We start from the raw sequence: 17,525 nt of genomic DNA on the forward strand, positions 1-17,525 counted from the left end.
CCATGTCAAGTAAAAAGGCCGACTGATTGACCTGTCAAGGAGATGTCGGTGGGACGGCAAGCCGGCACGGCCCCCGACCCTCAGGGACGCAGGCCCACCCAGGAGCCGTGCGGCGCGGTCCGCAGCAGCGAGGACAGGCCGGCTTCGTGGAAGGCGAGCTCCAGATCGTCACCTCCCTCGGAGAAGTGGGCCCAGCCGTCGTAGTGGGCCGGCACCACGACGTCCGCACGCAGGACGGCCGCCGCCGCCGCGGCCCGCCGGCTGTCGAGGGACAGCGGGCGCCCGTCGAACTTCGCCGGCACGCGTGCCGCTCCGGCGTGCAGCAGCGCCGCGGTGATGTCCGGGACACGTCGGGAGATCTCCGCCACGACACGCAGCGAGGCGTTGTCACCACTGACGTACACCGTCGGAAGTCCCCGGCCGGACAGCACGAAGCCGGTGACCTCGCAGTTGACATGACCGTCGGCGTCGCGGTCGCCGTCCTCGGGACCGTGCACCGCCGGCACCGCGAGCACGGTGAGGTCACCCTCGCCGTCCCCGCGTGCCACGGAGTGACTCGTCCAAGGGGCGAGACCGACCGCCGGTGAGCCGAGCCGCGCCGCCGTGAGCGGCCCGGTCAGGACCAGCGGCGCGGCCTTCGCGAACGCGCGGCCCCGCTCGTCGAGGTTGTCGGGATGCACGTCGTGGCTGACCAGCACGACATCCACCGGGCCCACGGCGTCCTCGGTCCGGGCCGGCCCCGTCGTCTTGGTGAGATACCCGTGCGGGCCCGCCTCGTCGAAGGTCGGATCGCTGACGATCCGTAGACCGCCCAGGTCGATGACGGCCGTGGGGCCGCCCAGAACCGTGGCTGCGCATTCCTGACGCAGGAGTTTCGTGGTCGTCACTGCCGACTCCGTCCGACGATCGTGCTCGTGAGGTACAAGAAATGTACGCCACCATCGGTGCCACGGCGCATCATGGTGACGCGATCGGCATTTCACCACGTGTCTCGATTGTCCAGAGTCACGTGTGCCACCCCCGGTCCAAGGAGGAGAAACCACATGAGCCCACTACTGGACGACCTGGGGGTCTCGCTGCCGGTCCTGGCGGCCCCGATGGCCGGCGGGGCCGGCGGTCCCGCACTGGTGACGGCGGCTGCCCGGGCGGGAAGCGTGGGTTTCCTCGCCGCCGGCTACAAGACCGCGCAGGCGCTCGCCGAGCAGATCGACACCGTCCGGGCCGAAGGTGTCTCCTTCGGCGTCAACCTCTTCGCCCCCGCCCCGGTCCCCGTCGCGCCGGCGGAGTACCGCCGCTACGCCCAGGCCATCCAGCCCGAGGCCGACCGCTACGACGTGCGACTGAATGCCCTGGAACCGGTCGAGGACGACGACGACTGGGAGAACAAGCTCGATCTGCTCCTCGCGTCGGCCGTTCCCCTCGTCTCGTTCACCTTCGGCATTCCGGACCGCTCCGTCATCACGGCTCTGCGCCGGGCGGGGACCACCGTCCTTCAGAGCGTCACCTCCGCCGACGAGGCCCGGCGGGCGTCGGAGGCCGGGGTGGACGGGCTGGTCGTGCAGGCATTCGCCGCGGGAGGGCACTCCGCGACGCTCACCCCCGAGCGGCCGCTCGCTTCCGTGCCGCTGCCCGACCTGGTCGCCGACGTGCGTCGAAGCACCGGACTGCCGATCATCGCCGGCGGCGGCATCGCCACCCCCGCCGACGTGACGGCCACGCTGCGCGCCGGCGCGGACGCCGCCGTGGTCGGCACCCTGTTGCTGCGCACGGACGAGAGCGGGGCCGCCGCCGCGTACCAGGACGCCCTGGTCGACCCGGCTTTCACGGAGACCGTGCTGACCCGGGCATTCACCGGACGTCCCGCACGTGGCCTGCGCAACCATTTCATCGAGCGCTACGAAGCGGTCGCCCCGGCCGGCTATCCGGCCGTGCACCACCTCACCGCTCCGCTGCGCAAGGCCGCCACGGCGGCCGGGGACACCCGTCTCATCCACCTGTGGGCAGGCACGGGCCACCGGGAGGCGAGAGCCGAGAGCGCCACCCGCACGCTGCGGCGGCTCGCCGGTCACCTGTGACCTGACCGCACCGGCGGTCCGCGGCGCGACGGCGCGGCACACGGCATCGACCCTGTGCCGCGGCGTGGTGGCCGTGAGCAGCGCCAGCGCCGCGGCCGGCCCAGGAGGGTGGCTTCCGAGCAGGTGGTGTCGCGAGCCCGGGGACCGGGGCGGGCGGCAGCCGTGCAGCCGACGGCACGCCTGTCGGTGGACGGCCCGCCGCCTGGGGCGTGGCGGGGACGGGTGGAGGGGCGGGCCGGCCGCGGTGTCGGTCGCGATCAGCAGCCGGACGGGCGGCGCGGACCGGGTGCCGCGGGGAGCCTGAAGCCCACCGGGCGTCACCCTGTTGACCGGTGGGCATCGTGGTGTGAGCGCATGTGCGCGCAGGGGTGTCAAAGGACATGACGGAGCGGTCGCCCACACAACGGGGGTGTGTCCGGGCGACCGCTCCTCGCCTGCTGCTCAGGGCGATCGATCAACGCCTCGGCAGCAGGAGCCTCTCCACTTGGTCAACGGAAACGCGGGGTGTCGGGGTTCACGGCTTCGGAAGAATCGCGGCTGTCCCGCAGCCCAGGCCGGTCCCGCCACGGGCCAGGCAGGCCGTCCAGGACCCGGGGACGGCACCGGTGTCTCCGCGGGGGACGTGGGGTCAGAACCGGTCGACGTCCACGACGGCCTGGGCGAAGGCGGACGGGGCCTCCTGCGGCACGTTGTGACCGATGCCGTACAACGTGCGGTGCTCGTAGGCGCCGACGAAACGGTCGCGGTACGCAGCGCCGTTGCCGGGAGCGGTGAACGGGTCGCGCTCGGGATCGAGGGTGATGGTGGGCACCTCGATGACGGGTCGCGTGGCGAGCACCTGCTCGTAACGGTCGTAGCGCCGTTCGCCGTCGGCGAGGCCGAGCCGCCAGCGGTAGTTGTGGATCACGATGGCCGCGTTGTCGGGATTCTCGAACGCGGTGGCGGTGCGTTCGAAGGTGGCGTCGTCGAACTGCCAGGTGGGGGAGACTGTCTGCCAGACGAACCGGCACAGATCGTGCCTGTTCTGCTTGTCCGCCATGGCGAGGCGACCCCGCTCGGTGGAGAAGTAGTACTGGTACCACCAGTTGTGCTCGGCCGCGGGCGGCAGCGGCTTCTTCTGCGCCGCGACGTTGGTGATGAGGTATCCGCTCACGGACACCAGACCCTTGACGCGTTCGGGCCACAGGGCCGCGATGATGTCGGCGGTCCGCGAGCCCCAGTCGAAACCGGCGAGGACGGCCTGCTCGATCTTCAGGGCGTCCATCAGGGCGATGATGTCGAGCGCGACCACCGACTGCTGCGCGTTGCGGAACGTGCGGGCGGACAGGAAGGTCGTCGTGCCGTGGCCGCGGAGATAGGGGACGATCACCCGGTAGCCCTGCTCCGCCAGCAACGGCGCGACGTCGACGAAGCTGTGGATGTCGTAGGGCCAGCCGTGCAGGCAGATGACTGCCGGACCGTGCGCGGGGCCCGCCTCGGCGTACCCGATGTCCAGCACACCGGCGCGGATCTGCTTCAGCTCGGCGAACGAGGTGTGGGTGCCGGGGGGCACCGTGGGAACAGTCGGCGCGGGGCCGCCGCCGGCCCCGCGCGGGGCGGCGGAGGCGTTCGGGATGCCCTGGAGGGCGGTGAGTGAAACCGCGGCCGCGCCTGTGCCCAGGCCGGCGGCCTTGTTGAATGTGCGCCTGCTGATCATGTGAACCCTCCGTGGGGCTGGGTGTGGAGCTGGGTGACTGGTGGCAGTCGCGGCGCTGGAGGTCGCCGCCGCCGGGCGGGTCGAGGTGACTGTTTCACGGCGTCAGTAACCTGTCGAGACGGTTACTTAGTGAAATGGCCTGGCGGATCGTTGTCAAATCGCGGTGAGATCGTCACTTGTTTGGCAGGTGATGATTCGTGCGGCATAGTGGCGTCGAGATCTCCCCCGTCGCCGGGGGAGAAGAAGGGCGACGAATGATGACTGAGGAAACGGCGCTGCTGGCCGGCGGCTGCTTCTGGGGTATGCAGGACCTGATCCGCAAGCTTCCCGGCGTGACCGGTACCCGGGTGGGCTACAGCGGCGACGACGACCTGCCCCGGCCGACCTATCGCCGGCACGGGAACCACGCCGAGTCGATCGAGATCGTCTTCGACCCCACCGTCACCGACTACCGCACGATCCTGGAGTACTTCTTCCAGATCCACGACCCGACCACCGCGAACCGGCAGGGCAACGACATCGGGGCCGACTACCGCTCCGCTGTCTTCTACCTCGACGACGAGCAGCGGCGCATCGCACTGGACACCATCGCCGACGTCGAGGCATCGGGGCTGTGGCCCGGGCCGGTGGTGACCGAGGTGGCACCGGCCGGGCCGTTCTGGGAAGCCGAGCCGGAGCACCAGGACTACCTCCAGCGCTACCCGGACGGCTACACCTGTCACTTCCCACGCCCGAACTGGCGGCTGCCGAGGCGAGGGCAGTCCTGACCGCCGTCCGGCGGTGAAGCGGTCCGCCACGGGCCGTGGCCCGTGGCGGACCAGCACGGGTTCGCCCGGCCGTCGGCTTCGTCGGCCGTGGCTCGGTCGGCGCCCCCCCACGCCCGTGGAGCACCTGCGGGCGTCGCGCGAGGTTCGGCACCCGGTGCCGGCCGCCCGGTGAGGCGACCGGCGCGCCTACCGCGCACGGCCGGTCCGCACGCGGGGGGACCGACCCCGGCGACCGTGCGCCGGAGCGACCGTTGAGCCGACGTCGGCGCAGCAGGCCGCCCGCCCGTCACCGAGGTGTCAGCCGGGCTCCGCGTTGCCCCGGCTGCGGTGCGTCTCCAGCAGCCTCAGCCAGACCTCGCTGATCGTCGGGAAGGCCGGCACGGCGTGCCAGAGCCTGTCGACGGTCACCTCTGCCGTCACCGCGACGGTCGCCGAGTACAGCAGTTCCCCGACACCGGGCCCGACGAAGGTGACGCCGAGGACGACGCCGGTGTCCGGGTCGAGCAGCATGCGCGCTTTGCCGCGATAGCCCTCGGCGTACTGACGTGCCCCCGCGACCAGGCCGATGTCGTAGTCCACGACGTCGACCCGGACCCCGGTGCGTGCGGCCTCGTGGGTGGTGAGGCCCACGGACGCGACCTCGGGGTCCGTGAAGACGACCTGGGGGACGGCCACGCTGTCCGCGGTCGTCGTGTGTGCTCCCCACTTGGCCTCGTCGAGGCTCTCGGCGCGGGCGCGGGCGCCGATGACCGCGCCGGCGATGCGGGCCTGGTACTTGCCCTGATGCGTCATCAACGCCCGGTGGTTCACATCACCCACGGCGTAGAGCCAGCCGTCGGGGACGGCGGTCACCCGACAGGTGTCATCCACGTGCAGCCAGTCACCGGGCGTCAGTCCCACGCTCTCCAGACCAAGATCCGACGTCTGGGGAGTACGGCCGATGGCGAAGAGGATCTCGTCCGCGGTCACCTCGCCACCGCCCTTCAGCTCGACCTCGACCTCGCCGGCCGTGGGCCCCTCGCGGGTCACGGATATCACCGCGGCGCCGAGGCGCACATCCACCCCGGCTTCCCGCAGGCCCTGGGCGACCATGTCACCGGCGAACGGTTCCATGCGGGGGAGCAGCCCGGCCTCGCTGCGGACCAGCATGGTCACCCGGGAGCCGAGCGCCTGCCAGGCAGTGGCCATCTCCACGGCCACGACACCGCCGCCCACCACCACGAGACGACCGGGCACCTCGGAGGAACTCGTCGCGTGGCGGCTGGTCCACGGACGCACCGAGTCGAGGCCCGGAAGGTCCGGCAGAGCCGCGCCGGTGCCGGTGGCGACGACGACGGTGTGCCGGGCCGCGAGCCGGACCGTTTCGCCCTCGGCGGTCTCCACCGTCACCTGCTTCGGCCCGGTGAGCCGGCCGTGACCTCGGATCAGGTCCACCGAGACCGAGTTCAGCCAGTCGACCTGGTCGTCGTCATGCCAGTGCTCTGCCATCGTGTCCCGGTGCGCCAGCACCGCGGGAACGTCCAGGGGGCCGTCCGCCGCGTGACGGAAACCGGGTATGCGCCCGGCGTCGGCCCGCGCCAGCACCGGCCGCAGCAGCGCCTTGCTGGGTTCGCAGGCCCAGAACGAGCACTCGCCACCGAGCAGTTCGCGTTCGATGATGACCGTACTGAGCCCGGCGGACCGGGTGCGTTCGGCCACGTTCTCACCAGCCGGTCCGGCCCCGACGACGATCACGTCATACGTGCGGGGGACGTCGTTCATCGCTGCTCCTGTGACTCGGGTGTCTGGCTCGGTCGTTCCCGCGGCCCGCCTCTGCGACGGCCGGACCTGTGCGGGGAACCGTGCCTCGTCGACCACGGCCGCGCGCTCCCGACCGGAGCGAGGAGTGCGCGCTTCGGCGCGCTCAGGCATGGGCAGGCGCCGCACTCGTGAGCGGAGCACTCGAGAGGGGAACAGCGCACCCGCACGGGAGCGGAGGCGTCCTGGCCATGCGATGTCTCCTCGCCGGGCTGTCGACCGAGACACGGGCAAACGGGTGATTCACACCTTATGCCTTGATTCGCGCGAGCGCATCGTTTCCTCGCCGGGGCGCTGCGGCCCGGGCGAGCGGCCAAGGATCTTCGCCCGGCGGCCGGGCGCGGTGGCGCTCCCTGGTACGTAGGGCAGCGGCCCCGCGTCCCCCGGTGGGCATGCGGGTGCGCCGGTCGGGTCGGCGACCGGCGCGTCGAAGGGCGGCCGAGGGGCGAAGCCCGGCGCTCGACGACGCCTGCTCCCCAGATGAGGTGACGTCGGGGACAAGGACCTGCGTCCGCATCGGTCGCGACCTGTGGTCGATCGACTGCACCAGACCGGCGCAGACGTGGCGATCATGGGATCCAAGGCCGGAGCGGAGCAGTCGGCCGTTCTGCGTAGATCGTCACCGCCCCTGATCCCGGAGCCGCATCGCGGGCGTGGCGCCGACGCCCGCCCCTGCGATGCGGCTCCCCGTGGGTGCGGGTCCGGTCAGGGCCGCGCGGGTCGGCCGGCGTCACGGTAGGTCTCCAGCAGCCTCAGCCACACCTCGCCCAGCGTCGGGAAAGCCGGTACGGCGTGCCAGAGCCGATCGATCGGTACCTCGCCCGCGACGGCGATCGTCGCCGAGTGGACCAGTTCCGCGACGCCGGGGCCGACGAAGGTGACGCCGACGACGATGCCGCGGTCGGGGTCCACCAGCATGCGCGCCCGGCCGCGGTAGCCCTCGGCGTACTGGTGCGCCCCCGCGAGACGGGCGAGGTCGTAGTCCACCACGTCCACCCGGCGCCCGGACCGCCGCGCTTCCTGCGTGGTCAGACCGACGGAGGCGACTTCGGGGGTGCTGAAGACGACCTGGGGTACGGCCGTGTGGTCGGCGGTGGCGGCATGGGCACCGTACCGGGTGTCGTCGACGGGCTCGCCCTTCGCGCGGGCGCCGATGGCTGCGCCCGCGATCCGGGCCTGGTATTTGCCCTGATGGGTCAGCAGCGCGCGGCGGTTGACGTCACCCACGGCGTAGAGCCAGCCGTCGGCGACCGCCGTGACCCGGAAGGTGTCGTCGACCGTGAGCCACTCGCCGGGGGCCAGGCCGACCGAGGCGAGGCCGACGTCGGTGGTCCGCGGGGCTCGTCCGGTGGCGACCAGGATCTCGTCCGCGGACACCTCTCCGCCGTCGGCGAGGGTGATGCGTACCTCGCCGTCGGGACCGTCGTCGCGAGACACGGAGGTGACGGAGGTCTTCAGCCGTATGTCGACACCGGCCGCGCGCAGCTCCTCCGCGACCAGCTCGCCCGCGAAGGGCTCCATCTTCGCCAGCAGCCGGTCACCACGGACCAGCAGCGTCACCTGTGAGCCGAGCGCCTGCCAGGCGGTGGCCAGCTCGACCGCCACCACCCCGCCGCCCACCACCGCGAGCCGGTCGGGTGCCCGGTCGGCACTGGTGGCCTCTCGGTTCGTCCAGGGGCGGACGGTGTCGAGTCCGGGGATGTCCGGCCAGGCCGTGCCGGTGCCGGTGCTGAGGACGACGGCGTGCCGTGCCGTGAGGTGGACGACGCCGCCGGCACCGGTGTGCACCGACACCTGCCGGGGGCCGGTGAGCCGGCCGTGACCGCGGACGAGGTCGACGGAGACGGAGTCGAGCCAGTCGACCTGGTCGCCGTCCGTCCAGTGGGCGGCCAGCTCGTCACGGTGGGCGAGGACCGCGGCCACGTCCAGCGGCCCGTCCACCGCCCGGTTCAGCCCCGGGACACCGCGCGCGTCGGCCCGGGCGACCACGGGCCGCAGCAGCGCCTTGCTGGGCTCGCAGGCCCAGAAGGAGCACTCCCCGCCGAGCAGCTCACGCTCCACGATCACCGTGCTGAGCCCGGCGGCGCGGGTACGGTCGGCCACGTTCTCACCGACCGGGCCGGCGCCGATGACGACCACGTCGTAGGTGCGGGAAGTCTCCTGCATCACTGCTCCTGTCACTGGTTTCGTGTCCTCGCCCCCGAGCGCGGCCCGGTCCGCCGGCGGTGTGTCGAATCGCGGTCAGCGACCGGGAAGGCGGGTGGTCACTTCCTGGAGCACCCATCCGTTGCCGTCCGGGTCGCTGAACGCGGCGAACGAGCCGTAGCTGGCGCGCGTCGGGTGCGGACCGCTGACCCGGCCCTCCTCCGTGCCGCGGTGGAAGACCCCGCCCGCGTCGTGGAAGATCTCGCCCATGTCGACGCCGCGGGCGACGAGGGCGGCGTGGGCCTCCTCGATGTCGTCCACGATGAGGTGCAGCCCCTGTACCGAGCCCGGCGCGGCCGTGGTGACCCCGGTGCCGAAGAGGATCGAACTCTGCGAGCCGGGAGGGGTCAGGTGCACGACCCGGTAGCTGTCGTCGGCGATGTAGTCCACGTCCAGGCGGAAGCCCAGCGCCTCGTAGAACGCCTTGGCCCGGTCGACGTCGGACACAGGCAGCACCACGACTTCGAGTTTCAGATCCATTGTGCTTTTCACTCTCCTGGCCGGAGGTGTCGCCCTGGTGGGCGTCACCTGTTGAAGTGGTGACGAGTTTGGCATCGGTTTCATCACCTGTCAAGCCGGTTATGAAGGAGTTCGTCAATGCGGCCCAACTGGTGCGCCCTCCCGGGAATGGCTTGACGCCCGTCGGGGTTGAGGAACATGCTTGACTCGTCAAGGAAATCGACGAGGTCGGCACGCCCGACCCGTTCCTCAGGAGTGATCTGTGACTATCCGCAAGGATCTTGAAAGTGCGTCGAACCCCAACTCCACCTCCTCGCAGAAGCCCCGCAAGCGGCTGATCGGGGCCATGACCGGCCTGGCCGCCGCTGCGGCCCTGACCGCGGTGGCGGTCCCGGCATCGGCGCAGGGGCAGGCACCCCACCCCACCTCCTCGGCCTCCGCGGCCCACCGGCACCAGCTCTCGCCGCTTCAGGTCGCCTCGGCGTTCTACGCCAGCTACAACGGCGACCTGGCCGCCGGTTTCGACCGCTACATCTCGAAGGACCTGGTGCTGCACGGGTTCAACGGGCCCGAGGACCGCCAGGCCTGGCTCAACGGCGATCTGAACATCAAGGCGGGGCTCACCGGATTCAAAATGACGGTCCTGGACCAGATCGCGGAAGGCAGCAAGGTCGTCACGCGCTGGAGCTTCACGGGCGTCCACACCGGCACGGTCTTCGGGATACCCGCCTCCGGCCGGGAGGTCACGCTCAGCGGGATCTCCATCGACCGCGTGAGCCACGGCCAGTCGGTCGAGCACTGGTCGGAGGGGAACTTCGGCCGTTTCCTGGACGACCTCCGCGGTGACACGGCTCCCGGCACCGTCACTCCCAGCGCCGAGTAGCCCAGCGCGGGCCCCCGGCCCTGGCACAGCTCAGGGCCGGGGCCGACGCCGTCCCAGCACACCCGCGCGGTGCACACCGGCGCCGCGCACATCAGAACCAGGAGCAGTTCCATGGGAACACTCGAGGGCAAGGTAGCGCTCATCACCGGTACCGCCGGGGGCATGGGCCGCGTCGCGGCACTCATCTTCGCGCGAGAGGGTGCACAGGTCGTCGGCGCCGACATCCAGGTCGAGGCCAACAAGGAGACCGTCGAACTCGTACGGCGTGCGGGTGGCGAGATGACGGGCATCGCGCCGGTCGATCTCACCGACCCGGACGCGGTGCGGCAGTTGGCCGAAGACGCCGCCGCCGCTTACGGCGGTCTCGATGTGGTCTACAACAACGCGGCGATGCAGCGCTTCGGCCCCATGCCGGACTTCTCGGTGGAGGACTGGCGGGCGACCGAAGCCGGTGAACTCGACATCCCCTTCTTCGTGTCGAAGTTCACCTGGCCGCATCTGGTCCTTCGTGGTGGCGGCGTCATCATCAACGTCGCGTCGGAGGCCGGTCTGATCGCAGGTTCGACACCCCCGATGGTCGCGCACACAGCGGCCAACGCCGGCGTCATCGGCATGACGCGGCAGCTCGCGCTGGAAGGCGCCCCCCACGGCATCCGTGCGGTGGCGATCAGCCCCGGCCCGGTCCTGACCCCGGCCAGCGACCGTGATCTGGGGGACGACCAGGCCGCCCGGGACGCGATCATCAGCAAGACGCTTCTCAAGCGGTTCGCCCGCCCGGAGGAGATCGTCGAGCTGGCCGCGTTCCTCGCGTCGGATCGGGCGGGTTACATCACGGGCGCCAACTACGCGGTGGACGGCGGTGCGAGCGCCTGGTGACGAGACTGCTCCTCGTGCTGGGACACAGCGGCGTCCTGTCCCGGCGAGGTCGGCTGTGCCGAACCACCACCGGGACAGATACGTGTGGCGGTCGTGCGCGTAGGCCCAGGCGCACATCGCGCCCGAGGCAGGAGCAGACGCTGGTACTCGCCGACCCGCGCGCATCCAGACGGTTCCGGTGTGGGTGTCGGCGCCGGTGAGCGTGACCGACCGTTACGGTCTCTCGATCCGAGCCCGCCACCGCACCTGCCCGTTCCGGGGCCTCCGGCACGGGCAGGCGGAGAAGCCGGGGGGATCGCGTATGGCCGAATGCGACGACCACGGCATCCGCCCCGGCCGTGAACTCCGCGGACTCCTGCCCGCTCGGGGCCGGACGACCCCCCTCGGATCGAGCAGCGAAGTTCCTCAGGCCGACTTCTTGAGCTGCTCGGCGACGGTGTGCAGGAGTTCGTCGGAGAAGCCTTCGTCGGCCACGGCGCGGGACATGAGGACGGCGCCGACCAGGGCGCTGAGGGTGAGCATCGCCTGGGCTCGGGCGTCGTCGGTGGTGCCGTCCCCGAGGCCGGCGATCAGGTCCAGGTACGTGTGGACCTGCTTCTGGTAGGCCTTCTTGAGGTCCTCGTCGCCGCGTCCGGCGGCGGCTCCGAGAGTGACCAGCGCACACCCGGTGGCCGGCGCGTCGCGGTGCTGGGAGGCGAGGTAGGCGTCGATGAGCCCGGCGCGGGGGTCCTGGCCGTTCTCGCGGGCGGAACGTTCCATCTTCGCCTCGCCCTCGGCCAGTGCGGTGGCGGCGGCCTGGGCGATGAGGTCGTCGCGTGAGGTGAAGTGCTTGTAGAAGCCGCCGTGGGTGAGACCGGCCTCGTTCATGAGGTCCGCGATGCCCGGCCGGGTGAGCCCCTCGGTGCGGACCTTGCGGGAGGCGATGCGAAGGACCCGTTCGCGGGTCGCCGCCTTCTCCGCCTGCGAGTGGCCCATACCTGGCCCTGCCTTTCGTCGGGCGGCGCACCAAGATCACGGTGCAACTGGATGATTCGCATCATACATCCGCTCGCGGGTGCCCCTCATGAACCGCCGAGCGAGGACGCAGCCCCGTCTGGAGCAGTTCTTCCGCGATCTGGCCGGGCCGATCGACCATGTTGTCCTCACGGCGGGCAGCCCGTTCTACATGCCCCTGGCCGACATGGACCTGGCGGAGGCCCGCCGGCACTTCGCCGAGCGCCTGGCCATGAACCTCGCCGTCGCCCTGTACACCCGCGACAAGGTCCGCCCGGCAGGCACGCTGTTGTTCATCGGTGGCACGGGTGCCCGACGCCCCGGCGTGGGCCTCGCCATAGCGTCCACGCTGACCGCGGCCCTTCCGGCCCTCACCGCCAACCTGGCGCTGGAACTCGCGCCGATCCGGGTGAATCTCATCGCCGCCGGCTTCGTCGACACACCTCTGTCCGCCTCGCTCCTGGGCGACCGGATCGAAGCCCGCCGCGAGGAACTGCGCGCCGCGCTGCCCATCCGCCGGGTCGTCGGCCCGGAGGACGTCGCCGCTCTGGCGACGCACATCATGTGCAACGACGCACTCACGGGCGCGACGTACGACATCGACGGCGGGCAGCAGCTCCTCGCGCACTGAGCGAGCGCGCGCTCTCCGTGTCATCCGGGAGTCGAACGCCGTACGGCCGGGCGCGGCTCAGGCGTCGTCAGGGCGTGGACGCGGGTGAAGCCGCAGGCGATATCCGCGGCTTCGATGGCCACGCCGGCGCCAGGGCTGATGACTGCGCCGGCGGGTGCCGTCGGTGCGGTCGACGGCACCCGAGCCGCGGTCACGGCCACGTGGATGCCCTCGGCCCGGCGAGGACCACCCACCGGGAGGCCGGCGGCCGACGGCTGCACCGGCCGGCCGACAGAGCTGCTCACCGGGGGGGTCGGCCGCCGCCGCTCACAAGCGTGTCCGGCGGCGGACGGAGAGGAAGCGCAGCGTCAGTGCGACAGCCAGGAGGATCCACGCCACGACGCCGTGCGCCCAGGCCCCCTCGTCCCGCAGGGCACCGACGGAGCCCCAGATCGCCCAGATCGCCAGGACGATGCAGAGAGCGCTCCACGCGATGTCGGCGATACGGGCCTGTAGCTGAGATCGTTGCTTGGTGCCGGGCCCCAGATCGCCGAGTTCGGATGCGCCGGGTACCTTCTGCGGGATCATGCGTTGCCTCCGTGCCTGTTTCCGGTGGGGTGAGCGGGAGCCGGGATGTCGTCGCCGTCGAGGGCGGCTTGCATGGTGCGTAGACGTCGATGCTGGAGGTTGCCGTTGCCGACACTCCAAGCGAGGAAGACCACTGTGAGCAGAGCGAGTCCAATGGTCTGCCGGGAGCCCGAGGTGAGGGCCGTCAGTATCGTCACGGAGCAGAAGAGGACCGCGAGGAACACCAAGGCCACCACGCGGTGGCGTGTGCGGTGCAGGCGCTGTGCGACCAGAGCGCGCATCGCCTCGCGCTCACTCGGGTCGACGGGTACCTCACCCTTGCGCAGCTTCCTGTCCAGCGAGACGAGGCCGTCAGTGCTGCCGCCGGCCGCCCGCCTCTCCCTGCTCCGCCCGATGAGCACGATGACGATGCCCCCGATGGAGGTGACGGCGATGCGCAGGACGACCGAGAGCGCCGAGTGCCCCGGGTACAGGAGCATGATGAGGGCACTGGCGCAGAGGATCGACAGCACGAACTGTAGCCACAGGTGTTTGCCTAGATAGGCGTTGACACGTTCCACGGTTGTCGGCCCTTCCGTGTGGAGTCACACGTCCGCGTACCCCGGCCAGGTGGGCACAGTCCATCAAGTCGTCATGTACAAACGGAAGTTGACGGTCCACTAGTGCGTGTCCGGAATCGCGATCAGTACGGTTTGTCGCCCCACGCCCGGACAGGCCGCCGACAGCGCCGATCATGGGCTGTCGGAGAAGGCCGGGGTGCGCGGGCCGGCGGGCCGTGCGCGTACCGAGCGGACGCGGTCGCTGCCGACGGTGCCTGTGCGGAAGGGCACTTGCGTGTCGGCACGGACTTCTCGAGTACCGGGCCTTGAAGACGTAAGTCGGGCAGGCAGGCCGTATGCGTTTCGGCTCTTCGGTATTTTTCGCACCAGCCCCGCTCCACGTCTCCCTCGGCGGACCCGTCGACCCGTACGAGCGGCCCGTTGCCCGGCGACACCTGAGCCGAGTTCGGCGACGGCGCGAGACACCCACCCTGGCGACGACGATGACGCGTGACTCACGTAAGGTACGTGTGACATCGGAACTCGCGTGCAGTTCGCCGGGACCGGCTTCGGAGGCGGATCACCTCAGGCCTTGGTCGCGGTCGAGGCACCGGGTGTGGAACACACCGTGTACGACGCTGATCGACGAACCGGCGAGGCCGGGCTCGCTCGGATCACGAGCGGGGGATCGGCACACGTGTGCATCCGTACGCCGATACCCGCTGCCCGAGCAGTCCTGAACGACCGGTCGTCGAGCCTTCCTCGTACCGGACCCGTGACGTCCACTGCTCGCTCGGAAAGCGGGTGGTGGTGTACCCGACGACCGTTCATCCCCAGTCCGTTCGCGTAAGGATCAGCTCTTGCACAAGAGAAGGAAGCGGCTGCGACTTCGCACCGCGATTGCCGTGGGCGCGTTGGCCGCGGGCGCTCTGGCCGCGGTGCAGTTCACCGCCCTCGCCGACACCGGAGCCGGTGCTCCCAGTACCTCACGACAGCAGGACTTCGCCGCGGCAGCCGCGGAGTATCACATTCCGCTCAGCGTTCTGCTGGGTGTCGCGTATCAGGAGTCGGGGTGGGATGCGCACGGCGCGCTGCCCAGCTCCGACGGTGGTTACGGGCCCATGCACCTCACCGACGTCACCCCGGAGATGATGGCCGGCGGTGACGCGGGTGCTGCCGGCCGTGGTGACCTCGAGTCCCTGGCCGCGGATCCGGCTCTGCACACGCTGCGGGCCGCCGCCAAGCTGACCGGCCTGTCCGAGGAAAGCCTCCGCAAGGACCCGGCCGCGAACATCCGCGGTGGCGCGGCACTCCTCGCCTCGTACCAGACAGCGGTGGCCGGTGGCACGTCGGCCGACGCTTCACAGTGGTACGGCGCCGTGGCCCGCTACAGCCAGTCGACGCGTGAGCGGGGCGCGGTAATCTTCGCCGACCGTGTCTTCAGGACCATCCGTACCGGCGCCACGAGCGTGACGCACGACGGCCAGCGCATCCGCGTGGAGGCCGTGCCCTCGGTGCGTCCCGTCACCTCGCAGGTGGACCGGCTGCACCTGAAGGCGTCGGACAACGCCGCCACCGAATGCCCGTCGACCGTGCAGTGCACGTTCGTACCCGGCTCGCCGGCGGGCGTCCAGGTGTCCAACCGGCCCGCCAACGGCATCCGGATCGACACCATCGTCATCCACGACCTGGAAACCTCCTACGATGCCGGGGTCAGCGGCCTGGCCCAGCCGACCACCTCCGCGGCGACCCACTATGTGATGCGGTCGTCCGACGGTGCGGTGACCCAGATGGTGCCGACGAAGGACATCGCCTTCCACGCCGGCAACTACTCCACGAACCTGCACTCCATCGGCATCGAGCACGAGGGATACGCCGTACAGGGCGCCAAGTGGTACACCGAGGCGCAGTACCAGGCCACGGCGGATCTCGTGCAGTACCTGTCGGCGCGGTTCAACATACCTCTGGACCGTCAGCACGTCCTGGGTCATGACAACGTTGCCGGACCTGCGGACTCCTACGTTTCCGGCATGCACTGGGACCCGGGCAACGGGTGGGACTGGGACCACTTCATGCGGCTGCTCGGCCACCCGATCAGCGGGCTGCACGAAGTCCCCCCCGTGGGTTCGGTCGTGACGATCGCTCCGGCGTTCGCCGACAACCTGCAAACCGTGCAGATCTGCCCTGTCGACGACCCGACCGGCGCCACGACCGCCTGCACGGACCAGCAGCAGGCGTCCAACTTCGTCTATCTGCGCACCGCGCCGAGCGAGACGGCCCCGCTCTTCGGGGATCAGGCGATCCACGGCACCGGCGCCGGCACGAATCGCATCAACGACTGGGGCAGCACCGCCCAGTCCGGCCAGCAGTTCGTCGTCGCCGAGGTCCAGGGCGAATGGACCGCGGTCTGGTACAGCGGCGCGAAGGTGTGGTTCCACAACCCTGATGGCAAGAACGCCAAGCGGACGTTCGGTGTGAAGATCGTCCGGCCCGCCGGCGCCACTCCGGTCGCCGTCTACGGCCAGAGCTACCCGGACGCGTCGGAGTACCCGGCCGGCCTGAGCCCTTCCAAGCAGGCCCCGCTGAGCATGTATTCCGTCCCGGTGGGCCAGGCATACGTCGCCACCCAGCCCGCGGCCGTCACCGACGACTACTTCAAGAGCAGCGGAACGGTCGTCCTCGGCGCCAGGAAGATGTACACCGTCCAGTACAACCACCGTGTGGCGTTGGTCTACGCGAATGACGTCACGGCGACCAACGTGACCCAGCACTGGGAGGACGGCGGCATCTGAGGCCCCGTCCCCATGGTGAGGGAGCCGCTTCGGGGAGCCCCCGGATCGGCTCCCTCAACCCTGCGGGCGCGGGCTCCCGCGGTACGGTTGATCCTGGGTCATGGATCCTCGCGCTCCGGCTCCACGTCCGGGCGACGCCGGCTGACGGTGCGGGCGACGACGGACGGCAGACGCTCCTACGCGGCCGACCGCGTCACGGCGACCGGGCGCGACGACGCCTGAGCCGGGCCCGCGCGGAACGCTGTGGGAGGGCCGAAGCTCCCGGAGCCCACACCCCCGACCCGGGCCTCCGCCTCCGGGCGGAGCAGTCGCCGGGCCCTGCTCAAGGCCACCTCGGTGAAGGTCACGGTCGGCGCCTGCCTCGGCTCAGGCGTCGTCCCGCAGAAGAGTGGGCACGCGCAGCACCTCCAGATGGATCCACACCAGGGTGGTGGTGAGGCCGAACGCCGCCAGCCACGATCCTCGCGCGGCGCGCCGTACGCGAGCGCGTCCTCGACCTGCTTGTGGCGCAATGCCCGTGCCGGGGGCGCCTTCCTGTGGTCGGGCAGGGGAGGGCGCCGTCGGGTGTGGTGCGGCCGAAGCAACGGTTCTCACCCCTCCAGGGGGAGGCTTTCAGGAGCGGGTCGCGGTCGCGGTGTCGCGAACACCCAGCAGGGCCTGACAGCTCGGCCAGAGCGCGGTCAGCTGGGAAGGGCTGTTGTACAGCTTGGCGAAGAGCACCTGCCCCTCAAGCTGTGCCACCACGGACCGGGCGGCATCCCGGGCGTCGGTCACCGTCACCAGGTCACGTCCGAGGGCTTCGGTGATGACCCCCTCGACGAGGTCGACCTCGGCTTCGAAGATCTCCTGGAGGCGCAGGCGTATGGCGTCGGCTTGGTTGCTCATCTCCAGGGAGAGGTTCCCGAACATGCAGCCCATCACCGTCCCGTAGCTGCCCTGACCGGCCCGCTGGCGTGCCTCGGTGGCCTCGACGAGGCGCCGCATCCGCTGTAGGGGATCGACGTCGTCATGGAGGATGTGCTCCCAGTCGCGCCGCTCGGCGGCCCAGTGCTCGTCGATCACCGCGAGCGCGAGGGCCTCCTTGGACTCGAAGAAGTAGTAGAAACTGCCCTTCGGAACCCCCGCCGCCCTGCAGATCTCGGCGACGCTCAGAGCGGAGTAGCCCAACTGCTCGAACAGTGACTGAGCGGCGTTGAGGATCTTGTCTTTGGCATCGCTTGTTCGTCCCATACACCAAGTATACGA

15 protein-coding genes and 1 pseudogene are annotated in these 17,525 nt (G+C 70.7%); 6 read left to right on the plus strand and 10 right to left on the minus strand.

What is annotated here, in order from left to right; translation table 11 throughout:
- Positions 1–80: 80 nt before the first annotated feature.
- Positions 81–887, minus strand: a complete 807-nt coding sequence (locus ACZ5Y0_RS33375) for an MBL fold metallo-hydrolase (protein WP_469132402.1) — start codon at positions 885–887, stop codon at positions 81–83.
- A gap of 156 nt (positions 888–1,043) precedes the next feature.
- Here ACZ5Y0_RS33375 and ACZ5Y0_RS33380 point away from each other — a divergent pair, with 156 nt between their 5' ends.
- Positions 1,044–2,075: an NAD(P)H-dependent flavin oxidoreductase gene (locus ACZ5Y0_RS33380; RefSeq protein ID WP_469132403.1), complete on the plus strand. Its 1,032-nt coding sequence runs from the start codon at positions 1,044–1,046 to the stop codon at positions 2,073–2,075.
- A gap of 628 nt (positions 2,076–2,703) precedes the next feature.
- Here the strand turns inward: ACZ5Y0_RS33380 and ACZ5Y0_RS33385 are convergent.
- Positions 2,704–3,771: an alpha/beta fold hydrolase gene (locus ACZ5Y0_RS33385; protein WP_469132404.1), complete on the minus strand. Its 1,068-nt coding sequence runs from the start codon at positions 3,769–3,771 to the stop codon at positions 2,704–2,706.
- A gap of 254 nt (positions 3,772–4,025) precedes the next feature.
- Between ACZ5Y0_RS33385 and msrA the strand changes: the two genes are divergently transcribed.
- Positions 4,026–4,538: a peptide-methionine (S)-S-oxide reductase MsrA gene (gene msrA, locus ACZ5Y0_RS33390; RefSeq protein ID WP_469132405.1), complete on the plus strand. Its 513-nt coding sequence runs from the start codon at positions 4,026–4,028 to the stop codon at positions 4,536–4,538.
- 297 nt (positions 4,539–4,835) lie between these two features.
- On the opposite strand, the gene ACZ5Y0_RS33395 is transcribed toward msrA, so the two are convergent.
- The 3 genes from ACZ5Y0_RS33395 to ACZ5Y0_RS33405 form a co-directional block, all read right to left on the minus strand.
- Positions 4,836–6,299 (minus strand): dihydrolipoyl dehydrogenase family protein, encoded by a 1,464-nt coding sequence (locus ACZ5Y0_RS33395; RefSeq protein WP_469132406.1) that lies wholly within the window; start codon positions 6,297–6,299, stop codon positions 4,836–4,838.
- A 741-nt stretch (positions 6,300–7,040) separates the two neighbouring features.
- Positions 7,041–8,501, minus strand: coding sequence for a dihydrolipoyl dehydrogenase family protein (locus tag ACZ5Y0_RS33400; protein WP_469132407.1), 1,461 nt, complete (start codon positions 8,499–8,501; stop codon positions 7,041–7,043).
- Positions 8,502–8,576: 75 nt separating this feature from the next.
- Positions 8,577–9,020 carry a VOC family protein gene (locus ACZ5Y0_RS33405; protein WP_469132408.1) on the minus strand — a complete coding sequence of 148 codons (444 nt, stop codon included), beginning with the start codon at positions 9,018–9,020 and terminating at the stop codon, positions 8,577–8,579.
- A gap of 241 nt (positions 9,021–9,261) precedes the next feature.
- Here ACZ5Y0_RS33405 and ACZ5Y0_RS33410 point away from each other — a divergent pair, with 241 nt between their 5' ends.
- Together ACZ5Y0_RS33410 and ACZ5Y0_RS33415 are read left to right on the plus strand one after the other, a co-directional pair.
- The gene (locus tag ACZ5Y0_RS33410; RefSeq protein ID WP_469132409.1) at positions 9,262–9,882 is read left to right on the plus strand and encodes an ester cyclase; all 621 of its coding nucleotides are present in this window, start codon (positions 9,262–9,264) and stop codon (positions 9,880–9,882) included.
- 111 nt (positions 9,883–9,993) lie between these two features.
- Entirely contained in the window at positions 9,994–10,758 is a 765-nt protein-coding gene (locus ACZ5Y0_RS33415) for an SDR family NAD(P)-dependent oxidoreductase (protein WP_469132410.1), read from the plus strand.
- Between the two features lie 405 nt (positions 10,759–11,163).
- Here the strand turns inward: ACZ5Y0_RS33415 and ACZ5Y0_RS33420 are convergent, their stop codons facing one another.
- Complete coding sequence (locus ACZ5Y0_RS33420) at positions 11,164–11,733, minus strand: TetR/AcrR family transcriptional regulator (protein ID WP_469132411.1); 570 nt, start codon at positions 11,731–11,733, stop codon at positions 11,164–11,166.
- Positions 11,734–11,821: 88 nt separating this feature from the next.
- Between ACZ5Y0_RS33420 and ACZ5Y0_RS33425 the strand changes: the two genes are divergently transcribed.
- Positions 11,822–12,382, plus strand: coding sequence for an SDR family oxidoreductase (locus ACZ5Y0_RS33425; RefSeq protein ID WP_469132412.1), 561 nt, complete (start codon positions 11,822–11,824; stop codon positions 12,380–12,382).
- A 306-nt stretch (positions 12,383–12,688) separates the two neighbouring features.
- Here ACZ5Y0_RS33425 and ACZ5Y0_RS33430 read toward each other — a convergent pair whose 3' ends face one another.
- The gene (locus ACZ5Y0_RS33430) at positions 12,689–12,949 is read right to left on the minus strand and encodes a hypothetical protein (protein ID WP_469132413.1); all 261 of its coding nucleotides are present in this window, start codon (positions 12,947–12,949) and stop codon (positions 12,689–12,691) included.
- Entirely contained in the window at positions 12,946–13,509 is a 564-nt protein-coding gene (locus ACZ5Y0_RS33435; RefSeq protein WP_469132414.1) for a hypothetical protein, read from the minus strand. Before ACZ5Y0_RS33435 ends, ACZ5Y0_RS33430 begins: the two co-directional genes overlap by 4 nt.
- 839 nt (positions 13,510–14,348) lie before the next feature.
- On the opposite strand from ACZ5Y0_RS33435, the gene ACZ5Y0_RS33440 reads away from it, so the two are divergent.
- Positions 14,349–16,280, plus strand: a complete 1,932-nt coding sequence (locus ACZ5Y0_RS33440) for an N-acetylmuramoyl-L-alanine amidase (protein ID WP_469132415.1) — start codon at positions 14,349–14,351, stop codon at positions 16,278–16,280.
- Between the two features lie 366 nt (positions 16,281–16,646).
- Here ACZ5Y0_RS33440 and ACZ5Y0_RS33445 read toward each other — a convergent pair.
- Both ACZ5Y0_RS33445 and ACZ5Y0_RS33450 read right to left on the minus strand, forming a co-directional pair.
- A pseudogene (locus ACZ5Y0_RS33445) lies at positions 16,647–16,795 on the minus strand (Bax inhibitor-1/YccA family membrane protein); the annotation flags it as partial.
- Positions 16,796–16,892: 97 nt separating this feature from the next.
- Complete coding sequence (locus tag ACZ5Y0_RS33450) at positions 16,893–17,510, minus strand: TetR/AcrR family transcriptional regulator (protein ID WP_469132416.1); 618 nt, start codon at positions 17,508–17,510, stop codon at positions 16,893–16,895.
- Positions 17,511–17,525: the final 15 nt, after the last annotated feature.

The sequence above is a fragment of the Streptomyces sp. NPDC033216 genome (assembly GCF_055577115.1).

Excerpts from the sequence above, each read along its gene's own strand:
- ACZ5Y0_RS33430 (WP_469132413.1), bottom strand. The coding sequence starts at position 12,949 with ATGATCCCGCAGAAGGTACCCGGCGCATCCGAACTCGGCGATCTGGGG.
- ACZ5Y0_RS33400 (WP_469132407.1), bottom strand. The coding sequence starts at position 8,501 with ATGCAGGAGACTTCCCGCACCTACGACGTGGTCGTCATCGGCGCCGGC.
- ACZ5Y0_RS33425 (WP_469132412.1), top strand. The coding sequence starts at position 11,822 with ATGAACCGCCGAGCGAGGACGCAGCCCCGTCTGGAGCAGTTCTTCCGC.
- ACZ5Y0_RS33395 (WP_469132406.1), bottom strand. The coding sequence starts at position 6,299 with ATGAACGACGTCCCCCGCACGTATGACGTGATCGTCGTCGGGGCCGGA.
- ACZ5Y0_RS33420 (WP_469132411.1), bottom strand. The coding sequence starts at position 11,733 with ATGGGCCACTCGCAGGCGGAGAAGGCGGCGACCCGCGAACGGGTCCTT.
- ACZ5Y0_RS33415 (WP_469132410.1), top strand. The coding sequence starts at position 9,994 with ATGGGAACACTCGAGGGCAAGGTAGCGCTCATCACCGGTACCGCCGGG.
- ACZ5Y0_RS33405 (WP_469132408.1), bottom strand. The coding sequence starts at position 9,020 with ATGGATCTGAAACTCGAAGTCGTGGTGCTGCCTGTGTCCGACGTCGAC.
- ACZ5Y0_RS33380 (WP_469132403.1), top strand. The coding sequence starts at position 1,044 with ATGAGCCCACTACTGGACGACCTGGGGGTCTCGCTGCCGGTCCTGGCG.
- ACZ5Y0_RS33385 (WP_469132404.1), bottom strand. The coding sequence starts at position 3,771 with ATGATCAGCAGGCGCACATTCAACAAGGCCGCCGGCCTGGGCACAGGC.
- ACZ5Y0_RS33450 (WP_469132416.1), bottom strand. The coding sequence starts at position 17,510 with ATGGGACGAACAAGCGATGCCAAAGACAAGATCCTCAACGCCGCTCAG.
- msrA (WP_469132405.1), top strand. The coding sequence starts at position 4,026 with ATGATGACTGAGGAAACGGCGCTGCTGGCCGGCGGCTGCTTCTGGGGT.